The organism is Helicobacter sp. T3_23-1056 (assembly GCF_053654535.1).
Window position 1 is genome coordinate 20523 of record NZ_JBSIUU010000027.1, and the last position, 8051, is coordinate 28573.

Sequence of the window (8051 nt, forward strand, 5' to 3'; positions counted from 1 at the left end):
AGATTCTAACCCAAATCTTAAGCTATTTTATGAACGATTATTTTTTCAATTTTAACTATTTTGTCTTATAATACTGCGTTCGTTTTGTATTTTATTCTACCAAAAAAGGTAAATATCGCAAATGTCAAATGTTAAAAAATCCCCCCGAAACAAAACCATAAACACCACTTTGCAAGATGGGCAAATCTTTTTTGAGCGTGCCAAGCGCATAAACACCCCGCAAAAAGATTTACGCAAGATATTAGATTCTACCATTTGTGGCGATATTTTTAGCATCGCCCCACTTCTGCCAAAATCTAGCATAGATTTGCTTATCGCCGACCCCCCTTACAATCTCACAAAATCCTTTAATGGCAAGATTTTTGCCAAAAAAAAAGATAGCGAATATGAAATCTACACAAGAAAATGGCTAGAAGCGATTAAGCCATTGCTAAAGCCAAATGCGAGTATTTATGTATGCTGTGATTGGCGTAGTAGCCTTATCATCGGGCGTGTGCTAGATGAGATGTTTTGCTTGCAAAATCGTATCACTTGGCAGCGAGAAAAAGGACGCGGTGCAAAATCAAACTACAAAAATGGCTTAGAAGATATTTGGTTTGCCACTTGTAGCAAAGAATATGTATTCAACCTAGAATCCATAAAAATGCGAAAAAAAGTCATCGCCCCATACAGAGAAAATGGCAAGCCAAAAGATTGGGTGCAGAGCGAGGGTGGGAACTACCGCGATACTTGTCCGTCAAATTTTTGGGGGGATATTACCATTCCTTTTTGGGCGATGAGTGAAAACACCGCCCACCCCACGCAAAAGCCAGAAAAGCTAATCGCTAAGCTGATTTTGGCTTCAAGTCATAAAGGGCAAATCGTGCTTGACCCATTTGCAGGGAGCGGGAGCACTAGCGTGGTGGCAAAAAAACTAGGGAGGCATTTTATCGGCGTAGAGATTGAGGAGCGATATTGCGCGTGGTGCGAAGAGCGGCTAGAAAACGCGCTTCAAAATCCAACGATTCAAGGCTATGAAGATGGCGTGTTTTGGGAGAGAAATACACTTAGTGAACAAAATAGCAAACAACATAAAGTGTCTAATATTAATTTAAATATGAATCTTGATATAGTAAATAACTCAAAAAATACATTATTTGAATATGGCAAAGTTCAATAAAAAGTAGCTATATTTTGTATAAACATCAGTTAATATCTAAGTTGGTAAAGTTTATTACTAAGTATAATGGCATTTTAGATAAAAAGAGTTTGGCTGATAAGTGCAAAAACGAATTTGGCTTAACAAAAGATAGAAGTGTTTATTATTGCGAATCTTTTAGTATTAGGTTTAGCAAATCTTCATCAGCCTTTTTTAGTAATACTGTTCTTTCATTATCTGCTCTGCGCAAGTATGATGATAAACCATTTCTTGTATGTATTGTAACACCGCACAATAATCATTTATTACTTAGCAATACTACTTTTTTACATAAAATTAGCCATTCATCACACAAATTAAGAGTTGATAATATTAAAGGTAGTTTTAACGGTAGCGATATTATGCGCGAATATTGTGGCATAAGTAATATTCCAAATAATTTTGAAGTTTTATTTGCTTTTCATAAAGAATACGGATTTGATGAAAACTTAGTTCGTTTAGTTGAATCAACAAATAATATTATTCCAATCGGAAAAAAATTTGTTCCGAGCGTTTTAGAGAAGCAACAAATCAATGATTCTATAAATCGCGCTATTTGTTTTATGAAATCAACAAGTTATAAAAAATTAAATGATGATTTGCAAAGGCGAGTAGATAATGTCAAAAATGAGATAGCAATCGCCTCTTTTATAGATAATGTTAATTTAAGAGGCAGAATTATAGAATTTTTAATCACTGATGAAACCAATTTAAAAGCTACAGTTATGGAATGTTTGCGCACAAAAAGTCCTTTACCAGAATTGTTTACAAGTGATGATTTAGGGGATTATGAATATATTTTTGATGATTATCATACAAAGACTGACATAAAAACAAAGATTTTGTTTTTGTCAAGTGCTCCAAAAGGTTACAACATTGATAAATTGCTATCTTTTTTATCACAAGAAAAAAGCGTATACCTTATTTTTATTGTAGCTGTTGATAGTAAAAACAAATTATCTACAAAATTATGCTCAATGTTTAATCAACAAATCTTAAGCGGGACAATAATTCAACACCATTGGGCTGGCAGAAATTCTCGTGGTGTAACACAATATAAAGGCAAAAATTTGGAAGCAGTCATTGAGAACTTTGACAACAGCATAGACATAAAAAAATCGCAAGATTTTCTCAAGTTATTACTTGATATTTGATTGATATTTCACAACTTAACCTTATGTATTCAATAATAGATTTATCATTTAATCAAAATATTTTATAATGCTATCTTGCTTTTAAGGGATTCTGCCTTGCTTTTTTTATACAAATCATAAAGCCAACTTATGGGGACATAATGCAAGATACACAGCCAAGCACAAAGCCTACAAATCCACAACACAATCCACAACATAGCCTGCAACACAACTTGCCACACAGCCCACAGCAAGGCTCGCAACAAAATCCTAAGCACGATACGCGACATACAAAATCCTCTCAAATCGCCACCATATCCGTCTGTGGTGGCGGAGCGTGGGGTAGCGCGCTATGCTTTGCTCTAGCCCATAGCACCAATATCCACATCGCTTCAAGGCGCAATCTTACCCTGCCAAATGACACGCCATACAAAATCACGCAAGTAGATTATCCCCTCGCGCTATATTCGCCTTTTGTCATTATCGCCATTAGCACGGCAAATCTACGCAAATGGCTAAAATCTAATAAAAATAATTTTTGTCCCAACACAAAATATCTTTTTGCCTCCAAAGGCATAGAAGAGGGAAGTGGGGCGTTTGTGCACAAAATCGCGCTAGATTTTTTGCCAAAAGAGCATTTAGCATTTTTGAGCGGTCCTAGTTTTGCCGCAGAAGTGAGGGCGAAACTACCCTGTGCGATTGCGATTCACGCGTATAATATTGGCGTGGCAAAAGAGTTTGGGCGATTTTTCCCTAGCTTTATCAAGCCTTATGCGGGGCAGGACATCATCGGCGCAGAGGTAAGTGGCGCGTATAAAAATGTGCTTGCAATCGCGGGGGGAATCTGTGATGAGCTACGACTTGGGCATAATGCAAAAGCCGCGCTTTTGGCAAGGGGGCTTATTGAGATGGAGCGATTTGGGCGGTATTTTGGGGGGAAAATAGAGACTTTTTTGGGGCTAGAGGGGGCTGGGGATTTGTTTTTGAGTGCAAATTCTACTCTATCACGCAACTACCGCGTGGGCGTGGGGCTAGCTCAAGGCAAAGATATTGAAGCGATTTTGCGTGAGCTAGGCGAAGTGGCAGAGGGCGTGCGCACCGCTTATGCGATACAAACCGTGGCGCAAAAAAATGATATTTATGTGCCGATTGTAAATGAGGTGGTTGGGATTTTGCAGGGCAAATCCTGCAAAGATGGAATCCTAAGCCTTATGAGTAGGCTAAATAAATAGCGCGTAAAATCTGCTAGCAAAGCTACAAAATGAAAATCTTAAATCTTACTTTTTATGGATTTTGTGTTTTTGCACAAATCGCATTTTGCCAAAATCTAACGCCATTTAATGCAAAATCTAATGCAGAATTTAACGCAAAATCTAGTGTGGAATCTAGCGCGGATTTGAATGCAAAATCTACACCCGCTCCCCTAGAATCTACAAAATCAACTATCAATGATAATGCTACGGAGGATAATGGGACGCAAAACACGCAAGATGCGCAAAATCTAGATATGACTTTGCCCCCACCTACACAGGCGCAGACGCAAGCAAAACTAGCGTTTCTTTATAATGCAGGGTTTGATTTTTTGCTAGATAATATCGAAAATACGCAATCGCTTTTGTGGGATACGCGCACGCGCTATGCCCTGCGTATAAATGGCGAAGTGGGGCTTGGCATTTATGGTTCTCATAAATTGTGGCTTGGTGGCTATGGTTTGCAAGATATGGGACAAAAGCGCGTATTTAACGCTGGAGGCGGGATTTTGGCGTATTATGACTATGCTAGCGGGGAGAGAAAGCTAGGGAGTTTTAGTGCTAGTTTGGGGATTTTGCCACGCAAAAAATTGTTAAAAACATACCCAAAAAGTTTTTTTAGAGATGATTTTTTGTTTTTTGCTCCCCTTAGCAATGGCGTGCTGTTGCAATATACTAAAAATGCGCATACTTTGGAATCTAAAAACGACACAAAAGGAAATATAAGCGCAAAAGCAGAATTGCTTTTTGATTGGTTTGGTGGAAATCTAGCAAAAAGAGATGATGAGTTTTTCTTGCTTTTTGGAAGCGAAGTTAGGATAAAAAATAGCATAAATATCGGGCTTGATACCTTAGTGTTTCATTTTAAAAATAGCGAAGTTTTAGGGCGTGATGGCGCGCCACTTGTCAATGGCAATCCTGATACATTTTTGCTTGATAGGATTTTGTATAATGGCTATGTGGAGGTGGATTTTAGGGGGTTTGTGCCTGCGATGGCAAAGCATTTACAAAAAGCACAAATAGGCTTAGCCGCACTAGGGCAGGTGGAGCGAAAAAGGCGTTTGAGTGGGAATGAGCCATTTTATATCGGGGCAGGCTATGAGGCAAGGGCAAAGCTAGAATACAAGGGATTTGGGATAGAGGAGAGCTATTATTTTGGCAAGCCACAGATGAGATATTTTAGTCAATACAAAGATTTAGTTTATGAGGGTTTGCCCTTCTATCAGCGGGAATTTAATCGCGTAAATGCCTACTATGTCTATGAAAATACATTTTTGCGCACGCAAATTAGCCTTTATTTTTATAGCTTTGGGGGAAATCTAGCAACCCAACAAATGCTTGAGTTTAGCATAAATACCGACAAAATCACCAAATCTAAAAAACTGCGATAGATTTTGGCAAAAAACTAAAATAGCTTTTTTTTGGCATTGTTTTGGCATTGATAGTGAAACAGAATCAAAGGCTAGCAAAAAAATAAAGCGTAATTTCTTAGCAAATCGCTATATTTTGCGCGACAATCTATAAACAAAAAAACATTGTCATACTTAAGCGTAGCCCGAAGTATCTCAAAAATCAAACAATAGAGATTCTTAGTTTGTCTTGCGACAAGCGGAGAATAGAGATAATTCTTTTTAAGTTTTTTAAGCGGTTGAAGTAGCGTAAAATGGGGAGTAAGATTTTTTGATTTTGCATAAATTGACACAAATTTTGACACAAACGCTTTTAATTTTTTGCGATATTTAGCACAAATCCTCAAACTCTTTGCAAAAAATGACACAAAAAGAAATGAAAATCTAGCACAAAACCACGCAAAAAGCCTTAGCAAAGTCGCTACAAACTGCATAAGCTCTAGCAAAAGCCCTAAAAAAGCCAAGCTCTTAGGCTAAAAAGCCTTGCCAAAAAGGCAAAAACGCTAAAAACACGCAAGCAATCTGCAAACAAAAAGCAAGCTAAAGGCTGGCTAAAACAAGCCAAAAACACGATAAAAGCGCGATAAATGCGAACTTACAAAACTTGCAAACTTGCAAAATCTAAAAAATCAAAGAACACAATCTTTTTGCAAAGATTTTATGATTGCGATTTAAGCATTTTTTGCAATTTTTGTCAATAGCGTTTTTTCTCTCTGCAAAAAACACGCTTAAAACGCCCTTGCCTTAGCACTTTGAAGCACTGCAAAAATATAAACTCAAAGCCTTACAAGTCCCTAAAATACGCGTTTAATATTTTTTGTAAATTTTTGGCTTTTTTTGATTTTGGCATTGTCCGCTTAGCGTGGCATTTAGCGCGTTTTAGCGCATTTTAGCGATTGCAAAAACCCATTAAGATTATCATCAAAATACCAGCAAAATGCCAGCTAAATTCCCGCTAGTTTTTGCATTTGCAATTTTCCCCGCTAGATTTTTGCAAGACGCCCTGCAATTTTTTCACAATTCCCCCTCGCTAAATTTTTTTCTAAAGGCAAAAAGAAATTAAGCAAAAATGCCCCTAAAATTTTGCCCGCGTCTTTGTGCGGGGTGTCTTTGCCCGCGTCTTTGTGCGGGGTGTCTTTGTGTGCGGGCGTGTGAGTGTGTGTGAGAATGCGGGCGGGGGATAGAATGCAGGGGGAGTGTGTGCAAAATCTATGTGTGGATTTTGCCAAAAGATTATGCTAGAGGCAAAAAGGCATAAAATGTGATAAAAAATCGCGCGTGCGAAATATGGCAAAAATGTGGCTAGGCTAAAGCGTAGCTGTGGTAAAACTAAGGGTAAAATCGCGGGGGCAAAAAAAGGGGGGGTTTATCGTGTGCGTGGCTAGTTTTTGCGGAGTGATATTTTTTTGTAGATTTTGCTTTTTTGTGCATTTTGGTAGCAAAATACTAGACTACAAAAAAGACTAAGCCACCAAAATCAAAAATAAAAAATAAAAAATCAAAAAAAAACAAAAACTAAGCCACCAAAAAGGCGCGGGTTATTTTATCGTGGCTAAGTAGCGTTGCAAAGATTTTATCTCTTGCAAGACTTTTATGCTGCTTGTAATTTGCGTTGGGGGGGGGGGAGTGGGGATAGATTTTGCGTTTAATGCTAAAAGTGTGTTTTGTTTAGCTTGCTCGGGCGTTATGTTGTCTTTTGTGTTGGAATCATCTTTGTGTGTGGTGTTTTCCAAAAAATTATGACTTCCACAAATATAGCAAGAAAAATCATATGGCAGTGGAATATCGCTACCGTATTCAAAATAAATTTCTTTTTCGATTTTATTGCGACATTTTCTACATTCAAAAACACTCGTCATTTTTTGTCCTTTTTGTTGGTTTTAATCACGCATAAAAGGCGTTTTTTCTTGTGCCTTAGCGTGATTTTGTGCGTTTTTGGTTTGATTTATGCTAAAATTTTGTTGGCTGTCTAGGTTTTGGGGTTTTTCCTCCGCAGCCTTGCTAGATGAAGTCCTAGATAATGCTAGCGATTTGTCCCCAGAGTGTTTTTTATCCACTCTCTCTAGTCTTTGCAACTCTTTTTCTTTTGTTTTTGTGGCGTGCAAAACCTCCCCGCTGTCTTTTTTTACCACCATTTTTCCTATTTTGTTGTTTTTTAATCGCTTAACTATAAGCCCTGCATCAAGTCTATTATTTTGATAAAAATGCGTTGGATTGTCCTTTATGTCGCGCATTAGCTTAAAAACATCGCTAGGCTTGCTAAACATTTCAGGGTGCTTGTTTGCTAAATATTCTAAATCTGCAAAAATATCGTTTTCTTTTAGCTCGGCTAGCTTGCGTGTGTGCGGGCTAAGCTCCATTTTTACATTATAGTCTGTCTTTGGTGGTGTTGGATTTTGCTTTGTGCTAAATCCATCGCCTTTTATGGTGTTTTGCATATCTTGCCTTTGTGGATTTTGATTTGGCATTATAGCGTTATTTGTTGTGGTTTTTGTGGCGTGCGTGGCGTGTGGCGTTGCTTGCGTGGCGTTGCTAGATTTTGGAGGTTTTGGGCTAGATTCTAAGGCTTGTTTGCCTGTGCTTCTTGTGGCGTTTTGTCCAGCCTCTTTACTAGCTTCTTTACTAGCTTTGCTAGCCTCTTTTCCAAAAGATTTTAGGATAGATTCTATTGCCTTGCTAAAAACACTCATAAACTTGCCTTTATCCAAAAATCTAACTTGCTAAAATCTTTTTTCCTAAAAATCTAGCGCAAATTCTTTAAAATCCAAAAAAAAGCAAAATCTACTTAAATTTAATTTGCGGGGCTTGTGGCATTTGTGGTGCTTGCGTGTTTGGGCTAAAACCTTGTGGATTTTGATAGCCTTGCCCTGCGTTATTTTGCGTGCCTGTGTTAAATCCTTGATTTTGTGGATTTTGGTTTTGATTTTGTCCATTTTGTCCGTTTTGTCCTAAGTAGCCTTTAGATTTTGCCCATTTCTCATAGCCAGCCCTGTGATAAGCCTCTTTGTCAAAGTTTGCATTATTTGCTTTGATGTATTCATTTTTGGCTTGGTAGCTTCTTAGCTCGGCTAGTTGCTTCTGT

10 protein-coding genes are annotated in these 8051 nt (G+C 37.9%); 6 read left to right on the forward strand and 4 right to left on the reverse strand.

Annotated elements, in window-relative coordinates:
* Positions 1–121 precede the first annotated feature (121 nt).
* The 5 genes from ACWIUO_RS11470 (at position 122) to ACWIUO_RS11490 (ending at position 5446) form a co-directional block, all read left to right on the forward strand.
* A complete protein-coding gene (locus ACWIUO_RS11470; protein ID WP_454178024.1) occupies positions 122–1159 on the forward strand; it encodes a DNA-methyltransferase in 1038 nt (345 codons plus the stop codon).
* Positions 1160–1173: 14 nt separating this feature from the next.
* Entirely contained in the window at positions 1174–2331 is a 1158-nt protein-coding gene (locus tag ACWIUO_RS11475; protein WP_454178025.1) for a hypothetical protein, read from the forward strand.
* A gap of 140 nt (positions 2332–2471) precedes the next feature.
* Complete coding sequence (locus ACWIUO_RS11480; RefSeq protein ID WP_454178026.1) at positions 2472–3542, forward strand: NAD(P)H-dependent glycerol-3-phosphate dehydrogenase; 1071 nt, start codon at positions 2472–2474, stop codon at positions 3540–3542.
* Between the two features lie 29 nt (positions 3543–3571).
* A complete protein-coding gene (locus tag ACWIUO_RS11485; protein WP_454178027.1) occupies positions 3572–4951 on the forward strand; it encodes a hypothetical protein in 1380 nt (459 codons plus the stop codon).
* A 339-nt stretch (positions 4952–5290) separates the two neighbouring features.
* Entirely contained in the window at positions 5291–5446 is a 156-nt protein-coding gene (locus ACWIUO_RS11490; RefSeq protein ID WP_454178028.1) for a hypothetical protein, read from the forward strand.
* Between the two features lie 506 nt (positions 5447–5952).
* Here the strand turns inward: ACWIUO_RS11490 and ACWIUO_RS11495 are convergent.
* Positions 5953–6198, reverse strand: a complete 246-nt coding sequence (locus ACWIUO_RS11495; RefSeq protein ID WP_454178029.1) for a hypothetical protein — start codon at positions 6196–6198, stop codon at positions 5953–5955.
* Positions 6199–6289: 91 nt separating this feature from the next.
* Between ACWIUO_RS11495 and ACWIUO_RS11500 the strand changes: the two genes are divergently transcribed.
* Positions 6290–6436 (forward strand): hypothetical protein, encoded by a 147-nt coding sequence (locus ACWIUO_RS11500; protein ID WP_454178030.1) that lies wholly within the window; start codon positions 6290–6292, stop codon positions 6434–6436.
* Positions 6437–6507: 71 nt separating this feature from the next.
* Here ACWIUO_RS11500 and ACWIUO_RS11505 read toward each other — a convergent pair whose 3' ends face one another.
* The 3 genes from ACWIUO_RS11505 to ACWIUO_RS11515 all read right to left on the reverse strand — a co-directional run.
* Entirely contained in the window at positions 6508–6828 is a 321-nt protein-coding gene (locus tag ACWIUO_RS11505) for a hypothetical protein (protein WP_454178031.1), read from the reverse strand.
* 21 nt (positions 6829–6849) lie between these two features.
* On the reverse strand, positions 6850–7659 hold the full coding sequence (locus ACWIUO_RS11510) for a hypothetical protein (protein WP_454178032.1): 810 nt from the start codon (positions 7657–7659) through the stop codon (positions 6850–6852).
* A 91-nt stretch (positions 7660–7750) separates the two neighbouring features.
* Positions 7751–8051, reverse strand: a 301-nt coding sequence (locus ACWIUO_RS11515) for a hypothetical protein (RefSeq protein WP_454178033.1), incomplete at its 5' end; no start/stop codon positions are given.

What these genes read in the sequence shown, in the direction of transcription:
- ACWIUO_RS11470 (WP_454178024.1), top strand. Translation starts at nt 122, where the DNA reads ATGTCAAATGTTAAAAAATCCCCCCGAAACAAAACCATAAACACCACT.
- ACWIUO_RS11480 (WP_454178026.1), top strand. Translation starts at nt 2,472, where the DNA reads ATGCAAGATACACAGCCAAGCACAAAGCCTACAAATCCACAACACAAT.
- ACWIUO_RS11485 (WP_454178027.1), top strand. Translation starts at nt 3,572, where the DNA reads ATGAAAATCTTAAATCTTACTTTTTATGGATTTTGTGTTTTTGCACAA.
- ACWIUO_RS11505 (WP_454178031.1), bottom strand. Translation starts at nt 6,828, where the DNA reads ATGACGAGTGTTTTTGAATGTAGAAAATGTCGCAATAAAATCGAAAAA.
- ACWIUO_RS11510 (WP_454178032.1), bottom strand. Translation starts at nt 7,659, where the DNA reads ATGAGTGTTTTTAGCAAGGCAATAGAATCTATCCTAAAATCTTTTGGA.